The organism is Bacillus sp. GW821-FHT11D08 (genome assembly GCF_058808515.1).
Map to the genome: position 1 here is coordinate 119903 of NZ_JBXARS010000001.1, position 18193 is coordinate 138095.

The window sequence follows — 18193 nt, forward strand, 5'->3', positions numbered from 1 at the left end:
TCACTTAACATTTCATGAGGTGAAGGGGGTGACGGCCGCCTGCATCGTTTCGGTATGACCATGCGGATTGTGTTTGACTATCACTAAGGGGGAATACAGATGAAACTGACACCGGTTGAGCAAGAAAAATTGCTTATTTTTACGGCGGGAGAGCTCGCTAAGCAGCGGAAGGCGCGCGGCGTTCTGCTGAATTATCCCGAAGCCGCCGCATATTTGACCTGTTATCTGATGGAAGGCGCGAGAGACGGAAAAAGCGTTGCTGAGCTGATGGAATCCGGCCGCAATGTATTGACGGAAAAAGATGTTATGGAAGGCGTTCCGGAAATGCTGGACAGCATTCAGGTGGAAGCGACGTTCCCGGACGGGGTTAAGCTTGTCACCGTTCATCAGCCGATCAAAGCGGAGGTGAAGTCATGAAGCCGGGAGCGATTCAAGTCGCAAAGGGGATCATCACCATTAACGAAGGCCGGAAGACGCTGGAGGTGTCAGTCACCAATAACGGAACACGGTCAGTGCAGGTAGGATCGCATTTTCATTTTGCCGAAGCCAACGGCGCCCTTTCCTTCAATCGGGACAAAGCAATCGGCATGCGCCTTGATATCCCGTCAGGCACATCTGTCCGTTTTGAACCGGGAGAAGAGAAAACCGTCACGCTCGTGGAAATCGGAGGGCGAAAAACGGTCAGAGGTCTCAACGGCATGGCCGATACGTATATGGATGAGCGGGGAAAAGAGAAGACTCTGTCAAATCTTAAAAAAGCCGGATGGATGGAGGAGGCGATCCGATGAAAATGTCACGTGAGCAATACGCAGAACTGTTCGGACCGACAACGGGAGACAAAGTCAGACTCGGAGATACGGATTTATGGATTGAAGTCGAAAAAGATTTCACGAATTACGGTGAAGAAATGATTTTCGGCGGAGGGAAAACAATCCGGGACGGCATGGGGCAGAACGGGCGTATCACCGGGAAAGACGGAGCGCTTGATCTGGTCATTACAAACGCGGTTATCCTGGATTATACCGGAATCGTCAAGGCGGATATCGGGGTGAAGGACGGCCGGATTGTCGGCGTCGGGAAAAGCGGCAACCCTGATATTATGGATGGGGTGGACCCGCACATGATTATCGGTGCCGGAACAGAAGTCATTTCCGGCGAAGGGAAAATCGTAACGGCCGGCGGGGTGGATACGCATATCCACTTTATCTGCCCGCAGCAGATGGAGGTCGCGCTTTCTTCAGGCGTGACCACGCTTCTCGGCGGCGGAACGGGTCCTGCGACGGGAAGTAAAGCGACGACTTGTACATCCGGTGCATGGTACATGTCGAGAATGCTGGAAGCGGCCGAGGAGTTTCCGATCAACGTCGGTTTCTTAGGAAAAGGGAATGCATCCGATAAAGCACCGCTGATCGAGCAGGTGGAAGCAGGCGCGATCGGCCTGAAGCTGCATGAAGATTGGGGATCAACGCCAAGCGCCATTAAAGCTTGCATGGAAGCGGCGGATGAGGCGGACATTCAGGTGGCGATCCATACAGACACGATAAATGAAGCGGGCTTTTTAGAAAATACGCTTGATGCGATCGGCGACCGGGTTATCCATACATATCACATAGAGGGAGCCGGCGGAGGCCACGCACCGGATATTATGAAACTCGCATCTTACGCCAATATCCTGCCGTCCTCTACGACGCCGACGATTCCATATACCGTCAACACGATGGACGAGCATCTTGATATGATGATGGTCTGCCATCATTTAGATTCAAAAGTGCCTGAAGACGTGGCGTTCAGTCATTCACGCATCAGAGCGGCCACCATTGCGGCGGAGGATATTCTGCACGATATCGGCGCGATCAGCATGACATCATCTGACTCGCAGGCGATGGGCAGGGTGGGAGAAGTGATTATCCGGACATGGCAGGTGGCCGATAAAATGAAAAAACAGCGCGGCGCTCTATCAGGAGAAAACGGCAATGACAATGTGCGCGCCAAACGCTATATCGCCAAATACACGATCAACCCGGCCGTCACTCACGGCCTGAGCCATGAAGTCGGTTCCGTTGAAAAAGGAAAGCTCGCCGACCTCGTACTATGGGACCCGGTTTTCTTCGGCGTCAAACCTGAACTTGTGCTCAAAGGCGGCATGATCGCCCGCGCCCAGATGGGAGATCCGAATGCTTCCATTCCGACGCCTGAGCCCGTGTTTATGCGGCAGATGTACGCATCATACGGTAAAGCAAACCGAAATACCTCTATTACATTTATGTCCCAGGCCGGTATCGCAAACGGTGTGCCGGAAAAGCTCGGCCTTGAAAAAATGATTTCTCCCGTACGGAATATCCGTAAGCTGAGTAAGCTCGACATGAAGCTGAATGACGCGATGCCGAATATACAAGTCGATCCGAAAACCTATCAGGTGTTCGCCGACGGAGAAGAGCTGGCATGCCAGCCCGTCAGCTATGTTCCGCTCGGACAGCGTTATTTCTTATTTTAATCCCTCTTCGGCCGGTTTCCCACCGGCCTGTTTACACCTCTATTGCCAACTTGATTTCATCCTGCCGCCCGTTTTAGTGTATATTAGTAGTTGACAAACAAATGAAATGTAACTATTGCGGTTACAACGGTGGTGAAAAACATGATTAACAGCCGTCTTGCTGTGGCCATTCACATTCTATCGCTGATCTCAACGGATGAACGGGCGTCATCGGATATGATTGCGGGCAGCGTAAACACCAATCCCGTCGTCGTGCGGAGAACGATCAGCCAGCTGAAAAAAGCGGGTATTCTGACATCCCGAGCGGGTGTTCCGGGAGCCAGCCTGAAAAAAGATCCGTCGGAGATCACCCTCTTAGAGGTTTACAGGGCGGTGCAGAATAAGGAAGAGCTTTTTGCGGTTCACGACAATCCGAACCCCGACTGTCCGGTCGGCAAAAATATTCAGCGCGCGCTCGATGAGACGTTCGGAAGCGTACAGCGGGCAATGGAGAATGAACTTGCGAGCAAGTCCCTTTATGATGTAATGAATCATCTCTTTTGTTAAAAAGAGATGGGTTCATGCCGCTAGGGGTGTAACAAAAATGGTTACAATGGATAATGAGGAAATCACGGTTTTGGCTCCATATTCAGACACGCCTGGATGCGGGATTGCGATCTGTTTAATGAAGAAATCCTCCGGAACTAAAGGAGGCGGTTACCGGGATATTTTTATTTTGCTTAAGACTTATGTGAAGGTGTCAGCTGTGAAGTTAAACAAAAAATGATACCCTGCCTCCGGCAATGCCAAAACCGTTCGCCTCTTAACAATCATTATAAAATTTCTTTAGGAACGATCAGCAGCCCGTTAGCTGCCCCTAATTAAAGATGAGCTGTTACCACACTGTTACATTAGAACTTCCGCTGCTTTTATATCCTTCTGTCGCTAAGACTTGATAAGCCCAATTACTGCCCAGATTCATTCCATGGCTCTTCCAGGCGTTAACATGATTGCTGAAAGTGATTGCAGCGTTGCTTCCGGTTGGTCTCTTCGACTGGCGAACACTCCAGTACTGCGTAAAAGTAGTGTTATCGCCATCAATGGAAGGTGCGTTATAACGTGTCGTTGTATATATGTCATATGTACCTCCATCACTCTTTACAGTACCTTTATACGTTCCGGTAGGTCTGTAAGTACCCCATGAATCCACTACATAATATTCGATGAGAGGTGCTCTCGTCCAGCCATATAAAGTCAAATATCCATTGCCATTCGGCGCCCAGACTCCGGCATTATAGTTTATTGTTCTAAATGGCGAGCCTGTAGTCCAGCCTTTACCAACAACGAAATTTCCGGTATTAGACCAATTAACACTGTAATTCCCGCCAGATCCATTGACTGCGTTTACTGTTCCGCCCCCATCAGTCCAATTTTGCCAGTAATCTGTGCCAGCTGCAGAGGCGGTTGCCGAAAACATGCTGATACTCATGAAAGCAGCCGTTAATCCAACAAAGAATTTCTTTTTAAACTTAAACATATGTTACCTCCTATACTATTTTTTCTGACTTTGACATGAGGCAGCACTCGTAAATATTTAAAACAATTACGAACGCCAACGCTTTTGATCGTTCCTTTCAATATAATAGCATGAATACATGAGTGAATATTAAGAACAATTGTAATTTAATTACAAAGACCCAAAAAACTGTATGATGAGTGGTCTTGTTCCATCAGGGCTTTTATCCTTATTTTGCAGAATCACAATTCTTGCTTCTAAACCTGATCAGGAACAGTCGAACAATTGAGTGATTTCAGTTGAAACTCTGAGGAAAAGCTTTATTTGAATAAACTTTTTTGAGCTGAAGCCGGAATGTCTGAAAGAATATTTGCAGACAGCTGCATCAGCTGCGCCATTATGCCATCGCCGTATTGGCAAATCCGAAGCACAAAAACGAACGCTTTACCGTTATTGAAGAAGCGGAATAAGAAAAAATCCCGGGCGGATGCGCCGGGATTTTCCTTTTTAATATGTATTGGCATCAATATTATTAAACACGCCGTCCACGATGCCGAGCGTCATGAGGACAATGAAGAGAACGATACCGAGAACGGACAAGCCGACCGTCACAATCAGGTAGATCCCCTGCATTTTCACGAACTTTGCATAATTCTCCAGCATATGTTCCTCTGTCAGTTCATTGAACTGCTCCGCCATCTGTCCCGCTTCATTTGCCGAGCGCATCAGAAAAATGCCGGCAATGATCTGCAGAACGCCGGGAATGGCTCCGATTAAAAAGAAAAACGCGCCCGACAGCGCCGCAAACGCACCCACGATAATAAATAAAATACCTGTCGCTTTTCCCCATTTTGAAATAGCAATAAGCGAACGATTCACTGATTCAGGTTTCAAACTATGGCACTCCTTTACAAAAAAATACTCACTTTTCATTTATACACTATTGGGTCATTCTTTTGAATATAAAATGTGTTTTTTCGTGCCGTGTCCGTTTTGTATCAGAAAATTCCCGAGAAACACCCCGGGAATTACAAAATCGGCGAAAGAAGTCTTGAAATCGATTCTTTAATGCGGATCCGCAGCGAACGCTCCTGATATTCTTCATACGTATATTTTCTGGAGACGAGCAGATCTTCTTTAAATGAGGAAATGAGTTTTTTCGCAATGGTGACGTCATAAATAAAGGCGTTGACTTCAAAATTAAGTCTGAAGCTTCTGACGTCGATATTCGCCGTACCGACTGAAGCCGTCTCATCATCAACAACAATCGTTTTTGCATGAATAAAGCCGTTATCGTAAATGTAGACTGAGGCTCCGGCTTTCAAAAGATCGCCGATGTAAGATAAAGTCGCCCAGTAAACGAAAGCGTGATCCGGCTTGTTCGGAATCATGATTTTGACGTCGATGCCTGACAGACAGGCGATCCTGAGGGCATCTAAAAGACTTGAGTCAGGAATAAAGTAAGGCGTCTGAATCAGGATCGACCGTTTGGCCGTTGAGATCATCTTGATATAGCCGTTTTTAATTTGTTCCCATTCTGAATCCGGTCCGCTCGTGACAATCTGCATCCCGACATTGCCCTTCGGCTCGCATTCCGGAAAATGATTCGGAACGTATGTGAGCGTATGATGATGGGAGGCTTGATTCCAATCGAGGATAAACCGTGTCTGAATAGCGTGCACCGCCGTGCCTTGAAGCCTGAGGTGCGTATCGCGCCAGTAGCCGAATTTCGGATTCAGGCCGAGATATTCATCTCCGACGTTAAAGCCGCCGACATAGCCGGTTTCGCCGTCAATGATGACGAGCTTGCGGTGATTCCGATAATTGAGCCGCAAATTAATCGGACGAAGCCTGGAAGGAAAAAAGACTTCCACATGGCCGCCGGCGTCCCGCAGCGGTTTGAAGAATTTTTTTCTGAGTGATCTTGAACCGAGTTCATCATATAACACTCTGACTTTTACGCCTTCCCGTGCTTTTTTCACTAAGGCATCGCGCAATTTTTTCCCCAGTTCATCACCTTTATAAATATAGTATTGAAGGTGAATGTGATCTTTTGCATTGGAAATGTCCTTCATTAAGCGTTTGAACTTATCGCGCCCGTCCGTCAAAATCTCCACCGAATTATCCTCTGTAAAGACTGCGTGGTTGTTCATGACAAGCATATAGATGAGGTCTTTATTATCCACAGTCGCCCTGTTGTTAAATTGGAATTGCCTCGACTTCAGATCTTTCAGCTGAAACTTCAGCAGCTTTTCTATCCCGATTTTTTTACGGTCTTCCCACTGAAACAGATGCTTGCGTCTCAGGTTATGGCCGAATAACAGGTATAAAATAAACCCTAAAATGGGAATAAAAAAAAGAACCAAGAGCCAAGCCCATGAAGCGCTGGCATCGCGTCTTTCTTTGAAAATCATGATGACGGCCAACAGTATATTTAAAACGAAAAAAAATCCGAATAAAATAAATGAAATGCTCACTTTGCAACCCCGCTATATCATATTTATCAAGACTGTGCCCATTAGTATTCCGACAAGTGCAGCAATCTGATTCCCATTTCAAATTATAACATTGACATTTTGAAAGAATAAAGAGCCGGAATCAAAGATGAATGCAGTTTTCTTTCAAAGAAAGTTCCGGGTGCGGTAAAATATGCATATATGAAAAAGAAGACAAAAATGACAGCAAAGGGGAGAGGGCATGAAGCTGGAGCATGCGGAACAATTGCCGGGATTCATAAAAAAAGAAATTCAGAAAATACAAATCGCCATTGCGCCGCTGATGAAAAAAAGCATCATTTACCGTTTTCTTGCTTTCCCGCTCGCCGCTTTTAGTCTGTTTCATCTGGCATCGCTTTTGATTCAGGCCCCTTCCGGGAGAGGAGCTCTCGTATCGGCCGGCATTTTTGCCCTCCTTGCGGCTCTGGGTCTTGCGTTTTTTAAGGAAGCCGGCCATCAGCGGAAACAGGTGCAAAAAACGATCCGCCTTTATATGCTGAACAGAATCAGAAAAAGCGACATTCTGTCCGAGGAACGGAAAAGCGCCTATACCCGGCTGATTGCCGAGGAGCCGTCTGCGATGAAGAGCTTTATTGAATTTTTAACGGAAGAAGACCGGAAAAAAGAAATGCTTTATTAAAAAAGAGCTGACACGCGATCAGCTCTTTTTGTCATTCAAACACCGGGTCGTTCTCATAGTAATATGAATCAGGCGTGTCATACGTATCAGTGCTGTGATAAGCGATAATTCCGATGACAGCGAAGATGACGACTAAAATAAAAGCGAGAATGCCCAATACCACACTGGATGCCGCGTAAAAAAACTGCATTTTGATAAATGACGCGTAATGTGCAAGCATATTTTCTTCCGCGTTTTCTTCTAGTCCTTCCTGAAGGGCGGCAGCCGCTTTTGCCGAGCGCATCAGCATGACGCCGGAAATGATGAGCAGAACCCCCGGAATGGCTCCGAGCAGTGTCACAATGGCTGACAGAGCGGAAAGAGAGCCCGTGATGATCAGAAACACGGCGGTGATCTTTCCCCATTTGGCGATGTCGGCAAGGGAACGGGCTTTTTTATTGAGCGGCTGGTTTTCGTCTTTGTCTTTATCAATGGTGATCATGACAGTTCTCTCCCTAAAATGTTCAAGTCATATCGTTTTCCGTCCATTTCGGCGATACCCGGGAATACGCCCCATTCGGTAAAACCGAATTTTTCAAACAGCTTAATGCTCGGCACATTATGTCCGAAGATAAAAGCCATCAGGCTGCGGATGCCGATTGCCGGAGCGAGTGCCAGGGCTTCTTTCAGCAGAAAGCTTCCTGCTCCTTTGCCGCGGCAATCCTGATGCAGATAGATGCTGATCTCCGCCGTTTTGTCATAGGCCGGACGGCCGTAAAACGTTTCAAAGCTGATCCAGGCCGCCACTTTGCCGGTTTCATCTTCCGCGACCATCAGCGGGCGCCGGTCCGTGTGCCGCAAAAACCAATCCATCCGGTCTGCGGGCGTCACTTCTTCCGTATCAGCCGTTACCATTCGTGAGGCAATCGTCGAGTTGTATATGGCCACCACCGCATTTAAATCCTCCAATACGGCTTTGCGCAGGGTCAAATTCATATTCCGGGATCTCCCTTCACATTTCATTACATAATTAAGTGCAATCTGCACATACTATTTCCAAAAAAGTTTTTTATGGATGTGTATATATTTTCAGAAAAGTGTTCAGAATGTTGCTGAGGTGATGAACAAATGAGAGAGGAAGAAAAGAAAACTTCTCAAGTCAAAAAACTTCAGCGGTTTTTTCGCAAACGCTGGATATTCCCTGCAATCTACTTAGTCAGTGCGGCCGTCATTTTAACAGCTGTCCTTTGGTATCAATCCGTTTCGAATGATGTGAAGGACAATCTGACGAACAACGGCGGAAACTCCGCGTATGACAGCGGCAAAGACGATGCCGTCGAAGTAGGCAAGTCAATGGAAAACGTCGCAATGCCGGCTGCTCATTCTGAAAATGTTTCTGTTGTGAAAAAGTTTTATGAAACTGATGCCGCAAAAAAAGAGAAAGAAGCAGCACTTGTTAACTATAATAACACGTACAGCCTCAGTAAAGGAATTGACTTAGCTGAGAAAGACGGAAAATCATTTGATGTTTCTGCTTCTCTGAGCGGTACGGTTGTTAAAGCTGCTAAAGACCCGGTACTGGGATATGTGGTTGAAATTGAACACTCAGACGGCCTGTCTACTGTCTATCAGTCTTTATCTGAAGTCAGCGTGGATCAGGGCGACAAAGTAAAGCAGAACCAGGTCATCGGTAAATCCGGAAAAAACCTTTACAGTGAAGAAAGCGGAAATCACGTGCACTTTGAAATCCGCAAGGACGGCGTAGCGATGAACCCGCTCAATTTTATGGACAAGCCGGTAACATCTATTGAAAAAGCGGCGGCTGAAGAGAAAAACGCTGTGACAGAAGAAACGGAAGGGTCAATTCAGCAGTCTTCCGAGAAAAAAGATGTGACGCCTAAAAAAGAAACCGAAGAAAAACCAGGTGACAAAGAGGACGGCACAAAAGACAAGACAGATGGTAAAGATGACGGCTCAATGAAAGATTCGGGCAAGTAATCTTGATCCCAAAGCGCCTATCAGCTCAGATAGGCGCTTTTCATATTGCCGCATGTGCCTTTATACTAGTAGAAAACGAAGGAGATGCTGAATGAATAAATGTCTGGCGGCCGGGTGGCTCGTCTTTGTTTTCGTTTCGGCTTTGACGGAAAGCTTTCACGATATGATTGTGTCACAGACGGTGTCCTTCCGTTTCACGCCGCATCCGGATGTGTCCGGTTTCTTTGTGTTCGATATGGCGGAGCTCGCCATATCGGAAGCGGCGATTCAAAAGCTCGGGCACGCGTTTTCATTTTTTGTGCTCGCCTATTTGTTTTTCAGAGAGCGCAGGCGCATGAAGAGGGCGGTGCTGTATGCATTGGCCGCCGCTTTCCTGACAGAAATCGTCCAGCTCTTTTTCGGCAGAAACGGATGCCTCCGCGATGTGCTGATTGACAGTCTCGGCATTGCCGCATTCTGTGCTTTACAAAGGAAAAAGCATACAGCCAAACATACAAAAACCGGCAGTCTGTGACAGACGCCGGCTTTTTTTATATATTATGGTTTGTCGATTTGCTTTTATGAACGATACTTTCATAGATTCGCACGATCAGATCGACAATCGGACGAAGCACATTTGAAAATCTGAACAGCAGGAATCCGACAATGAGGGAAACGATAATGCTTCCGAGCACATCGATCGGATAATGGTGGCCGACCCAAATTCTTGAGAAGCCGGTCAAAAGGCCGAAAATCACAAGCGGCCAGCCGAGTTTTTTGTTGCGGAACAGAATCGCAATTGAAATCGCCAAAGCGCCTGTCGTATGGTCACTCGGAAATGAAGCATCCGCGGCATGAGGGATCAGCGTATGAACCGTATGTTCGACAAAGGGGCGCGGCTCGACATAGACTTTCGTGATGAGGTAGTTGACGATAAGCGCTGCAACACCCGTGAAGCCCGCGTACAGGGCGTTTTGTCTGCCTTTTGTGCTTCCGAACAGCCACATGGCAAGCAGGAAAAGGGCGTAGGCGTAAATGGCGTATTCCGTAATAAATACCATGATAGAGTCGAGAATGGCACTATGGTGCGACAAACCATTGATCGCTTTAAATAGTTCGTAATTCACAAATATCACCTTTTATCTTTATTTTATATGAACAGTGTAATGCTTTTTTCTATGAGACACAATTGGTATTAAAAATAATCATAAAAAAGTAAACAGAATGAAACGTGACTGTATTACTGTGCGTCAAGTATGCGGGAAAAGAATAGCCGAAGGAGTTTTGTCCGTTGCTGAAACGTTTGAAAAACGCCGATCTGCCGCTTGTGTTTGTCATTATGCTGCTTTGCGGATTCGGCTTGTTAATGGTGTACAGCGCCAGTGATGTGATGGGGTCTCAGCGGTACGGAGATCCATCCTATTTCTTCCATAAGCAGAGTGCCTCTTTACTGATCGGATTATGCTTATTTCTATTTGCCGCCTGTCTGCCGTATAAGCGGTATGCGCGGCTTGTACCGCTGTTTGTGGTCGGTTCGCTGGTATTGCTGCTGCTCGTATTGATACCGGGAATCGGGCTGGAGCGGAATTTTTCCCGCAGGTGGCTGGGAGCGGGCCCGCTTGTCGTACAGCCGTCTGAATTGGCGAAGATCGCGATGATTTTGTATTTCGCTTCGATTTATACGAAAAAGCAGCCGTACATTCATCAATTTGTGAAAGGGGTTCTGCCGCCTTTAGTGATTTTGGGAACTGCTTTTCTGCTGACATTGGCGGAGCCTGATTTAGGGACGGCTTCCTTAATCCTGGCGGCGTGCGGGTCGATTTTATTATGTGCCGGCTTGAAAAAGCGCCATCTGTTCGTGCTCGGCGCGACGGCGGTGTCGGGGGTTGTTTATCTCGCATTTTCCGCTTCCTATCGTGTGAAGCGCCTCGTTTCCTTTACCAATCCGTTTGGTGACGCGAATGGGGACGGCTATCAGCTGATTCAATCCTATTTTGCTATTTCCGGAGGCGGGTTTTTCGGAAGAGGGCTTGGAAACAGTGTTGAAAAAATGAACTATCTGCCTGAGGCGCATACCGATTTCATTATGGCCGTGATCAGCGAAGAGCTGGGGATATTCGGTGTTCTGATCGTTTTGGGATTATATTTTGCGTTAATGCTTCTCGGCGTAAAAACGGCCGTGCGGGCTGATGACCCGTTCGGGAAGCTTCTTGCCATCGGAATTACGTTTCAATTAATGTTTCAGGTTGTATTGAATTTGGGAGCGATGAGCGGACTTCTCCCGGTTACGGGTGTGCCGCTTCCGTTTATCAGCTACGGCGGTTCTTCATTAATTATGACGCTGTTTTTGTGCGGCATACTGGTCAATATCAGTACATATGCGAAAAAACAACCCGTACGGCATAAGCGGCCTGTCCCGCATGAAAAAAAGGTTTCTTCTTTTTAATGAAGCTGGAAAAAACGCCCGGGACATTTCTGTCTCCGGGCGTTCTGCCTGTTTATAAAGCTCCTGGTCCTTCTTCTCCGGTGCGGATATTAATCGTGTTTCCGATTTCATAGACGAATATTTTGCCGTCTCCGGGCTCTCCCGTTTTCAGCACTTTTTTCGCCGTTTCCACGACTTGATCAACGGGGACCTTGCTGACAACGATTTCCACTTTCAGCCGTTCATACACATTGCTCTCAATTTTGACTCCGCGGTACAGTTCGGTGTGGGCTTTTTGAAGGCCGCAGCCGTGTACGTTGGAGAAGGTCAGCGATGTGACTCCGATTTTACCGAGTTCCTGTTTCAATGTTTCAAACTTAGCCGGACGCGTAACGATTTCTACCTTGAACATTTGACCGCTCATCTAAGCCACTCCTCACTTTATAAGTCCTGATATGCTTTTTCCCCGTGCATCGTTAAATCAAGCCCGAGTGACTCTTCTTCTTCACTGGCGCGCAGGGGAATGAACAGACCTACAATTTTAATGATAACGAAAGTGACAATAAATACAAATACATAGGTTGCCGCAATGGCCGCAATCTGCTTCCAGAGCAGTCCCGGATCGCCGTAAAACAGCCCGTTTGCCCCGCCGTCATTGACGGAAGTGGTGGCGAATAAACCGGTCGCGATGCCGCCCCATGTCCCGCCGATCCCATGCAGGCCGAAAGCGTCAAGCGCATCATCATAACCGAAAGTCTTTTTGAGCCAATAAACGCCCCAAAAGCAGACAAGCCCGCCAATGAACCCGATCACGATGGAAGAGAACGGCGTAACGAACCCGGCAGCCGGCGTAATGGCGACAAGCCCGGCGATTGCGCCCGATACAGCACCCAGCATGGTCGGTTTTTTATTCAGCATCCATTCGATTAAAATCCAGCCGATAATTCCGGCTGCAGCCGCGGTGTTTGTGTTAATGAAGGCAAACATCGCGATACTGTCAAGCGTGAGGGCGCTGCCGACATTGAAGCCGAACCATCCGAACCAGATGAGCGCTCCGCCCAAGAACGTGTAAATTAAGTTGTGAGGCGAAGCCGCCGTGCCGTCCTTGCGTTTCCCGAGCACAATCGCCAGCACAAGCCCGGCGACTCCGGAAGAAATGTGGACGACGTTTCCGCCTGCGAAGTCAAGAGCGCCCATTTGGCCGATCCAGCCGCCGCCCCATACCCAGTGCGCAACGGGCGTATATACGAGGGAAGCCCACAAAAAGGAAAATACAAGAAAAGCACTGAATCTCATGCGTTCAGCAAATGCTCCGGAAATAATGGCCGTCGTCAGTACGGCAAACGTCATTTGGAACATCATGAACAAGGAATGCGGGATCGTATCACTGTAACTTCCGGGTTCAAAGCCGACCCCCTTCAGCCCGGCCCATTCAATCCCGCCAAGCCATGTATTGCCGGGGGCAAAAGCAAGTGAATATCCGTACAAAACCCAAACGACGGATACGATGGCGAGAGAAGAAAAACTATGCATCGCCGTGCTGAGCACGTTTTTGCTTTTTACCATTCCGCCGTAAAACAAAGCCAGCCCGGGGGTCATCAGCCACACGAGTAAAGCGCAAAAGAACATAAATACTGTATCGCCCATCTGCATGTTGTATTCCTCCGTCTCATTCAGAATGTAATTGTGATTAATTCATTATTATAGAGAAAAAAGAACGATAAAACATTTTCGTGTAAGGTTATCTGACATGGTTTTTTGCATTCATAATACTGTTTTTTCAAATGGGTGCCGTGCGACTTTATATCCATAAAAAGAGCGCCGGAGCACGGCGGAAGAAATCCTGTCCGGGGAAGAGTAAAATAAACGGGGTGAGAAACACTAACTGCATCAGGAGGAATCATTATGACAACATCATTAAATCTGCAATTTGAAAAAACGGCTTTGGTCCTTATTGATTTACAAAAAGGCATTGTGCAGATGGATAAAAGCGGTACCGTTGTGCCGAACGCGAAAAAATTAATTGATGTGTTCCGGGAAAAAGGCGGATTTATCAGCTTTGTGAACGTGGATTTTCATGACGGAGCGGATGCGCTGAAGCCGCTGACGGATGAAGAGGCGGCGGGCCATTCGGCTCCGCCGGCGGATTGGGCTGAATTTGTGCCTGAGATCGGAGTGAAAGAAAACGATTATACGGTAACAAAACGGCAGTGGGGCGCGTTTTTCGGCACGGACCTGGACCTTCAGCTCAGAAGACGGGGAATCGACACGATTGTGTTATGCGGGATTGCGACAAACATCGGTGTGGAAAGCACGGCGCGAGAAGCTTTTCAGCTCGGGTATCAGCAAGTTTTCGTAACTGACGCGATGGCGACATTCAGCGATGAACAGCACGAAGCGACACTCAAGTTTATCTTCCCGAAAATCGGCAGAAGCCGGACGACGGAAGAATTTATCACACAGACAAAATGACAATCTCCAAAAAAAGCCGCGTCCTGTTCTTGACAGCCGTGGCTTCGGGGACGATGCTGAACCCATTGAACTCGTCGATGATTTCTCTTGCGCTTCACAGTATTCAGCATGAATTTCACCTGTCGTTTACAACGGTGTCCTGGCTGATATCGTCCTTTTATCTGGCCAGCGCGGTGGCGCAGCCTGTTACCGGGAAGCTCGGTGATATGCTCGGCAGGAAGAAGCTGTTTTTGATCGGGCTTCTGCTTGTTGCCGTCTCAGCGGTCGGCGCGCCGTTTGCGCCGACTTTTATGACTTTGTTAATTATGAGATTGTTTCAGTCGATCGGAAGCAGCGCGATATATCCGTCCGGCGTCGGATTGATCCGTTCAAATATACAGGAGAAGCAGGCTTCGGCGCTGGCCGTCCTGTCAATCTTTGCATCAGCCATGACGGCGCTCGGTCCGACTCTCGGCGGTTTTCTGATCGTTTGGGGAGGGTGGCCGGCAATCTTTTTCGTCAATCTGCCGTTTATCATTCTCAGCTTTTTTCTCGGAATGTATATGTTTCCGAAAGATGAAAAACGCGAGATCGGCGGCTTGAAAGGCGTGCTCCGCCAGCTTGATACGATCGGGATACTCCTGTTTGCCGGAGCGATTATCCTTCTCCTGTCGTTTTTATTGTCCTTCAGTACGAAGCCTCACTATACAGAAGGCGTATTCGGGCTTTTGTTTGTCGGGCTGTTTATCTGGCGCGAGCTGAAAACGGAGAAGCCGTTTATTGATGTCAGGCTGTTTAAAACGCATCGGAAACTATCGTCGGTGTATATTCAATTTATTTTGCTGAATATATTCTTTTACTGCATCTTTTTCGGGCTTCCGAGCTATTTTCAGGATGAAATGCATTTGTCCGTTCAGACAAGCGGGTTGATTATGCTGTTTATGTCGGGCATGAGTATTCTGGTGTCGCCTCTGACCGGAAAATGGATAGATAAGAAAGGGCTTCTTCAGCCGATTGTTGCCGGAACCTGCCTGACCGTGATCGGGGCGGTACTGTTAACGTTTTTCTTTCTTCAGGCGCCCATGATAGGAAAAGGGCTGATCCTGTCCGTGCTGGGTGTCGGCTACGGCTTCGGAAATGTCACGTTTCAGGCGGCCATGCTGACAACGAGCCCCGCCGACATGGTCGGAACAACGTCCGGCCTGTTTCAGACCTGCCGGTATCTCGGTTCGATTTTGTCTTCTGTCATTTTGGGCATTCTTTTCGGAAAAGAAATTACCGCCGGCCATTTTCATATGCTTGGGACGATTCTTATCGTTGTCGGCGCTGTAAGCCTTTTGATGGCGTTCCGGTTTTCGGTTCTCCTCAAAAAAGCCTCTTAACAGGCGCAACAAAAAGAGACGGGCTCTCCCCGTCTCTTTTTTTGTGTAATGTGCTCAAAAATCAAAACGATTATTGTCGACAGCGACCAATGTTATTTATGGAATTTTCAGTTATATTTTTTCACATGTGATGTAAGGAAAACGCACATGCGGGAGGGAGAAAATGAAAAAAACAACGAGTGATCGGCTAAGCAATAAAGATTTACTGCCTTTAGAAGACGGCGAACGGACATGGAAAGCGGTGAATTTTGCATCCATCTGGATGGGTTGTATTCATAATATCCCGACCTACGCGACTGTGGGCGGGCTCATTGCGATCGGCCTTTCTCCGTGGCAGGTGCTCGCCATTATCGTGACGGCGTCACTCATTTTGTTCGCCGCTTTGGCCTTGAACGGCCATGCCGGAACGAAATACGGACTGCCTTTTCCGGTCATTATCAGGGCTTCTTACGGAATATACGGGGCTAACATTCCGGCGCTTCTCAGGGCGTTTACAGCCATCATGTGGCTCGGAATTCAAACATTTGCCGGGAGCACGGCTTTGCACATTCTGCTTTTGAACATATGGCCGGGCTGGGGGAGTCTCGGCGGAGATTGGAATATACTCGGGCTTCATCTGCCGGGTTTTCTGTCGTTCATTTTCTTTTGGGGCATTCATCTGCTTGTGCTGCGGCACGGCATGGAATCGATCAAAAAATTTGAAGTGTGGGCGGGCCCGCTTGTTTATCTCGTCTTCGGCGGCATGGTCTGGTGGGCGATAGATATTGCCGGCGGACTCGGACCGATTTACTCACAGCCGGGAAAGTTCCACACCTTTTCTGAAACGTTTTGGCCGTTTGCCGCCGGAGTGACGGGCATTATCGGAATATGGGCGACGCTGATTCTGAATATCCCTGACTTCACCCGGTTCGCCGCGTCGCAAAAAGAACAGATTCGCGGCCAGTTTTACGGGCTGCCGGGAACGTTTGCGCTGTTCGCGTTTGCAAGCATCACGGTGACATCCGGATCACAAGTAGCATTCGGAGAACCGATTTGGGATGTGGTGGAGATTTTGGCCCGGTTTGATAATCCTTTCGTTATCGCTCTTTCGGTCATCACACTTTGCATCGCCGCCGTCTCGGTTAACGTGGCGGCAAACATCGTGTCACCGGCCTATGACTTGGCGAATGTCCTGCCGAAATATATTACATTCAGGAGGGGAGGGTATCTGGCCGCCGTTTTGGCCCTGTTCACAATACCGTGGAAGCTGATGGAGAGCGCCACGAATGTTTATGCGTTTCTCGGGCTCATCGGCGGGATGCTCGGACCGGTGGCCGGGGTGATGATGGCTGATTATTTTATCATAAGAAAAAGGCAGCTCTCAGTTGAAGACCTTTATTCGGAGACCGGACAGTACACTTATTACAAAGGCTATAATTACCGGGCCTTTGCCGCGACCTTTCTCGGCGCGTTTATTTCTTTAATCGGGATGTACGTCCCGGCGTTCGCCGGCATCTATGATATCTCCTGGTTTGCGGGTGTCATTTTGTCATGTCTCGGTTATACGGCGCTTATGTATATTCATCCTCCTTATGCAAAAGCGGCAAGACGAATCGCGCGGGAAAGAGCGGCCGAATAAAAAAAGCCGGGGCTGCCCCCGGCTTTTTGTCATATTAGTCTGCGATTGAAACGTTTCCGTCCGCTTGAAGCGGCGTTCTTTTTTTCTGGCTCCAGCCATACAGGAGTAAAGCAATCAGGACGAACAGCCCTGCTGCCAGATAAATCGAATGGAATCCGGCCGAAGCGACGAAGAGGCCGAATACATAGGACCCGCCGGCAATCCCGCTGTCAAAGAAAGTGAAGAAGGTAGCCGTCGCAAAGCCTGAACGGTGTCCGGGCGAGTTCTGAATCGCCAGCGTCTGCATACACGGTACGATAGAGCCGTATCCGAGACCGATTACGGCACCGGACAAGAGAAGCATGAGGGCGCTGTTTGTCATCGCCAGCATGCAAAGCCCCGCGGAGAACACGATAATCGACGGATAGATGACGATTCCCGGCCCCACTCTGTCAAACAGCTTTCCTGTGAAAGGACGGGCGGCCATCATCGTCACTGCGAAACAGACGAAGAAATAGCCGCTGACATCCAACAGGTGGATCGTCTTTGCATAAACGGATAAATATGAAGTCACACTTGAATAACAGAAAGAAATGGACAACCCGACAATCGCGATTTTAAGCGCGCCTTTTTCAAACATGTCGGAGAAAGAAAAACGGAAGACAGTCGTTCCGCTGTTGTTTTGATCCGGCACACGAATCATAAAAGCAATCAGCAAGCCTAAAGAAACAAATACGGCAAAAATCGTAAAGAAAACCGGGAACGAAATGACTTTCACAAGACTCAGCCCGAGAAAAGGACCGATCGCCATGGCAAGGTTCATAGACATCGCAAAATAACCGAGCCCCTCGCCGCGCCGCTTGGCGGGAATAATGTCAGCGGCAATTGCGCCCGTAACCGTCGTTAAGATGCTGAACCAGATGCCTTGGAAAAAACGCAGTCCGAGCAGCAGATAGAAATTGTGTAGCGGCAAATACAGATAAGAAGACAGGGCGAACAGCGCCAAGGATACAATCGTCATTCTTTTCTTGCCGAACCGTTCAATAATCGCCCCTGAAAAAGGACGGGTGATAATAGCAGATAACAGGAACAGGCTGATCAAAAGCCCTCCTTGCGATTCACTGCCGCCAAGCTCCTGAATCATATAGATAGGCAGCACGGCCAAAAATGTATAAAAGAACACAAAGACAAATAAATTCACGAGTACGACCATAATAAAATCTTTGGTCCAGATCGAGTCAGATTTACTCAAAAGTAC

At 48.1% G+C, this 18193-nt stretch carries 20 protein-coding genes; 11 read left to right on the forward strand and 9 right to left on the reverse strand.

The features are described 5' to 3' along the window. Window positions 1-99: 99 nt before the first annotated feature. The 4 genes from ureA (at window position 100) to AC1RRX_RS00665 (ending at window position 3040) form a co-directional block, all read left to right on the forward strand. Window positions 100-417, forward strand: a complete 318-nt coding sequence (gene ureA / locus AC1RRX_RS00650) for an urease subunit gamma (protein ID WP_007407581.1) — start codon at window positions 100-102, stop codon at window positions 415-417. Continuing rightward, the gene (gene ureB, locus AC1RRX_RS00655) at window positions 414-788 is read left to right on the forward strand and encodes an urease subunit beta (protein WP_012118652.1); all 375 of its coding nucleotides are present in this window, start codon (window positions 414-416) and stop codon (window positions 786-788) included. Before ureA ends, ureB begins: the two co-directional genes overlap by 4 nt. Continuing rightward, on the forward strand, window positions 785-2494 hold the full coding sequence (ureC, locus tag AC1RRX_RS00660) for an urease subunit alpha (protein WP_007407580.1): 1710 nt from the start codon (window positions 785-787) through the stop codon (window positions 2492-2494). The genes ureB and ureC overlap by 4 nt, the downstream gene beginning before the upstream one ends. A gap of 141 nt (window positions 2495-2635) precedes the next feature. After that, window positions 2636-3040, forward strand: coding sequence for an Rrf2 family transcriptional regulator (locus tag AC1RRX_RS00665; RefSeq protein WP_003151203.1), 405 nt, complete (start codon window positions 2636-2638; stop codon window positions 3038-3040). Between the two features lie 328 nt (window positions 3041-3368). Here AC1RRX_RS00665 and xynA read toward each other — a convergent pair whose 3' ends face one another. The 3 genes from xynA to cls all read right to left on the reverse strand — a co-directional run bounded on the left by xynA (window position 3369) and on the right by cls (window position 6466). Beyond that, window positions 3369-4010 carry an endo-1,4-beta-xylanase XynA gene (gene xynA / locus AC1RRX_RS00670; RefSeq protein WP_144463854.1) on the reverse strand — a complete coding sequence of 214 codons (642 nt, stop codon included), beginning with the start codon at window positions 4008-4010 and terminating at the stop codon, window positions 3369-3371. A 486-nt stretch (window positions 4011-4496) separates the two neighbouring features. Further along, the gene (locus AC1RRX_RS00675) at window positions 4497-4883 is read right to left on the reverse strand and encodes a DUF5362 family protein (RefSeq protein WP_144463855.1); all 387 of its coding nucleotides are present in this window, start codon (window positions 4881-4883) and stop codon (window positions 4497-4499) included. Window positions 4884-5017: 134 nt separating this feature from the next. Next, window positions 5018-6466 carry a cardiolipin synthase gene (gene cls / locus AC1RRX_RS00680; RefSeq protein ID WP_003151210.1) on the reverse strand — a complete coding sequence of 483 codons (1449 nt, stop codon included), beginning with the start codon at window positions 6464-6466 and terminating at the stop codon, window positions 5018-5020. A gap of 220 nt (window positions 6467-6686) precedes the next feature. On the opposite strand from cls, the gene AC1RRX_RS00685 reads away from it, so the two are divergent. Continuing rightward, window positions 6687-7124: a DUF5392 family protein gene (locus AC1RRX_RS00685; RefSeq protein ID WP_007407574.1), complete on the forward strand. Its 438-nt coding sequence runs from the start codon at window positions 6687-6689 to the stop codon at window positions 7122-7124. Between the two features lie 31 nt (window positions 7125-7155). Here the strand turns inward: AC1RRX_RS00685 and AC1RRX_RS00690 are convergent, their stop codons facing one another. After that, window positions 7156-7605, reverse strand: a complete 450-nt coding sequence (locus tag AC1RRX_RS00690) for a DUF5362 family protein (RefSeq protein ID WP_007407573.1) — start codon at window positions 7603-7605, stop codon at window positions 7156-7158. Further along, window positions 7602-8093, reverse strand: a complete 492-nt coding sequence (locus AC1RRX_RS00695; protein ID WP_105322165.1) for a GNAT family N-acetyltransferase — start codon at window positions 8091-8093, stop codon at window positions 7602-7604. The genes AC1RRX_RS00690 and AC1RRX_RS00695 overlap by 4 nt, the downstream gene beginning before the upstream one ends. A 138-nt stretch (window positions 8094-8231) precedes the next feature. On the opposite strand from AC1RRX_RS00695, the gene spoIIQ reads away from it, so the two are divergent. After that, window positions 8232-9101, forward strand: coding sequence for a stage II sporulation protein SpoIIQ (gene spoIIQ, locus AC1RRX_RS00700; RefSeq protein ID WP_007407571.1), 870 nt, complete (start codon window positions 8232-8234; stop codon window positions 9099-9101). A 91-nt stretch (window positions 9102-9192) separates the two neighbouring features. Next, a complete protein-coding gene (locus AC1RRX_RS00705) occupies window positions 9193-9615 on the forward strand; it encodes a VanZ family protein (RefSeq protein ID WP_040238767.1) in 423 nt (140 codons plus the stop codon). A gap of 16 nt (window positions 9616-9631) precedes the next feature. Here AC1RRX_RS00705 and AC1RRX_RS00710 read toward each other — a convergent pair whose 3' ends face one another. After that, window positions 9632-10207 carry an undecaprenyl-diphosphatase gene (locus AC1RRX_RS00710; RefSeq protein ID WP_007407569.1) on the reverse strand — a complete coding sequence of 192 codons (576 nt, stop codon included), beginning with the start codon at window positions 10205-10207 and terminating at the stop codon, window positions 9632-9634. A gap of 164 nt (window positions 10208-10371) precedes the next feature. Here AC1RRX_RS00710 and ftsW point away from each other — a divergent pair, with 164 nt between their 5' ends. Continuing rightward, window positions 10372-11526 (forward strand): putative lipid II flippase FtsW, encoded by a 1155-nt coding sequence (ftsW, locus tag AC1RRX_RS00715; RefSeq protein ID WP_007407568.1) that lies wholly within the window; start codon window positions 10372-10374, stop codon window positions 11524-11526. A 52-nt stretch (window positions 11527-11578) separates the two neighbouring features. Here the strand turns inward: ftsW and AC1RRX_RS00720 are convergent, their stop codons facing one another. Then, window positions 11579-11929 (reverse strand): P-II family nitrogen regulator, encoded by a 351-nt coding sequence (locus tag AC1RRX_RS00720; RefSeq protein WP_003151222.1) that lies wholly within the window; start codon window positions 11927-11929, stop codon window positions 11579-11581. 17 nt (window positions 11930-11946) lie between these two features. Then, window positions 11947-13158 carry an ammonium transporter gene (locus AC1RRX_RS00725; RefSeq protein ID WP_003151223.1) on the reverse strand — a complete coding sequence of 404 codons (1212 nt, stop codon included), beginning with the start codon at window positions 13156-13158 and terminating at the stop codon, window positions 11947-11949. A 252-nt stretch (window positions 13159-13410) separates the two neighbouring features. On the opposite strand from AC1RRX_RS00725, the gene AC1RRX_RS00730 reads away from it, so the two are divergent. The 3 genes from AC1RRX_RS00730 (at window position 13411) to AC1RRX_RS00740 (ending at window position 16956) form a co-directional block, all read left to right on the forward strand. Further along, a complete protein-coding gene (locus AC1RRX_RS00730; protein ID WP_144463856.1) occupies window positions 13411-13977 on the forward strand; it encodes an isochorismatase family protein in 567 nt (188 codons plus the stop codon). After that, on the forward strand, window positions 13974-15338 hold the full coding sequence (locus tag AC1RRX_RS00735) for an MFS transporter (protein ID WP_094032554.1): 1365 nt from the start codon (window positions 13974-13976) through the stop codon (window positions 15336-15338). The genes AC1RRX_RS00730 and AC1RRX_RS00735 overlap by 4 nt, the downstream gene beginning before the upstream one ends. Window positions 15339-15501: 163 nt before the next feature. Then, the gene (locus AC1RRX_RS00740) at window positions 15502-16956 is read left to right on the forward strand and encodes an NCS1 family nucleobase:cation symporter-1 (protein WP_144463857.1); all 1455 of its coding nucleotides are present in this window, start codon (window positions 15502-15504) and stop codon (window positions 16954-16956) included. Window positions 16957-16990: 34 nt separating this feature from the next. On the opposite strand, the gene AC1RRX_RS00745 is transcribed toward AC1RRX_RS00740, so the two are convergent. Then, the gene (locus tag AC1RRX_RS00745) at window positions 16991-18187 is read right to left on the reverse strand and encodes an MFS transporter (RefSeq protein WP_039063773.1); all 1197 of its coding nucleotides are present in this window, start codon (window positions 18185-18187) and stop codon (window positions 16991-16993) included. Window positions 18188-18193 lie beyond the last annotated feature (6 nt).

What these genes read in the sequence shown, in the direction of transcription:
- ureA (WP_007407581.1), top strand. Translation starts at nt 100, where the DNA reads ATGAAACTGACACCGGTTGAGCAAGAAAAATTGCTTATTTTTACGGCG.
- ureB (WP_012118652.1), top strand. Translation starts at nt 414, where the DNA reads ATGAAGCCGGGAGCGATTCAAGTCGCAAAGGGGATCATCACCATTAAC.
- ureC (WP_007407580.1), top strand. Translation starts at nt 785, where the DNA reads ATGAAAATGTCACGTGAGCAATACGCAGAACTGTTCGGACCGACAACG.
- AC1RRX_RS00665 (WP_003151203.1), top strand. Translation starts at nt 2,636, where the DNA reads ATGATTAACAGCCGTCTTGCTGTGGCCATTCACATTCTATCGCTGATC.
- xynA (WP_144463854.1), bottom strand. Translation starts at nt 4,010, where the DNA reads ATGTTTAAGTTTAAAAAGAAATTCTTTGTTGGATTAACGGCTGCTTTC.
- AC1RRX_RS00685 (WP_007407574.1), top strand. Translation starts at nt 6,687, where the DNA reads ATGAAGCTGGAGCATGCGGAACAATTGCCGGGATTCATAAAAAAAGAA.
- AC1RRX_RS00690 (WP_007407573.1), bottom strand. Translation starts at nt 7,605, where the DNA reads ATGATCACCATTGATAAAGACAAAGACGAAAACCAGCCGCTCAATAAA.
- spoIIQ (WP_007407571.1), top strand. Translation starts at nt 8,232, where the DNA reads ATGAGAGAGGAAGAAAAGAAAACTTCTCAAGTCAAAAAACTTCAGCGG.
- AC1RRX_RS00705 (WP_040238767.1), top strand. Translation starts at nt 9,193, where the DNA reads ATGAATAAATGTCTGGCGGCCGGGTGGCTCGTCTTTGTTTTCGTTTCG.
- AC1RRX_RS00720 (WP_003151222.1), bottom strand. Translation starts at nt 11,929, where the DNA reads ATGAGCGGTCAAATGTTCAAGGTAGAAATCGTTACGCGTCCGGCTAAG.
- AC1RRX_RS00725 (WP_003151223.1), bottom strand. Translation starts at nt 13,158, where the DNA reads ATGCAGATGGGCGATACAGTATTTATGTTCTTTTGCGCTTTACTCGTG.
- AC1RRX_RS00730 (WP_144463856.1), top strand. Translation starts at nt 13,411, where the DNA reads ATGACAACATCATTAAATCTGCAATTTGAAAAAACGGCTTTGGTCCTT.
- AC1RRX_RS00735 (WP_094032554.1), top strand. Translation starts at nt 13,974, where the DNA reads ATGACAATCTCCAAAAAAAGCCGCGTCCTGTTCTTGACAGCCGTGGCT.
- AC1RRX_RS00740 (WP_144463857.1), top strand. Translation starts at nt 15,502, where the DNA reads ATGAAAAAAACAACGAGTGATCGGCTAAGCAATAAAGATTTACTGCCT.